Here is a 608-nt window from a genome sequence, read left to right as displayed (position 1 = left end):
CTGCAGGGGCCAATATCAGCGTTAATGCAGCGACTAATAAGGGCTCCACAGACACAGAAAGCGATAAATATGACTATGATGTCATTGTCATTGGTGGCGGTTTCGCTGGAGTTACCGCGGCTCGAGAACTTAGGCAAGCCGGGTTATCAGTATTGATATTAGAGGCCCGCAATCGCCTTGGCGGACGCACATTTACGGTAAAGCGCGATGGAAAACTGTTTGAGCTCGGTGGTGCCTGGGTTCACTCCACTCAACCTAACGTTTTTGCTGAGATTAATCGCTACAATTTACCATTAGTGGATTCCACCCCCGGAACGATTCCCAACTTACTGTGGTGGGACGGAGACGAAGCCCGCGATGCAGGCATGAGCGGTATCCCACCACTGATTAAAATGGCTGTCTGTGAGAACAATGCTCCCGAAAGTGAGCCATCCCCTCCGCTGGCTACCTATCAAGGCTTTGCCATTGCCAATGAACAGATGCACCAATTTCACGACGGCGCCACTCACTCCTTTCCTCTGCCCTACGATCCTTTCAGCACCGATAATTGGCATAACGCTGACACCCTATCGGTTCGCGATCGTCTCAATCAAATGGACCTGTCGCCT

At 51.3% G+C, this 608-nt stretch carries 1 protein-coding gene; it reads left to right on the top strand.

The annotated features are described in order from the left end of the window. Nucleotides 1-608 (top strand): flavin monoamine oxidase family protein (locus A3751_RS22330; protein ID WP_369821275.1); only part of this gene is annotated, 608 nt, incomplete at both ends.

The organism is Oleiphilus sp. HI0080 (assembly GCF_001635135.1).
This window is presented reverse-complemented; position numbering and strand designations above follow the sequence as displayed.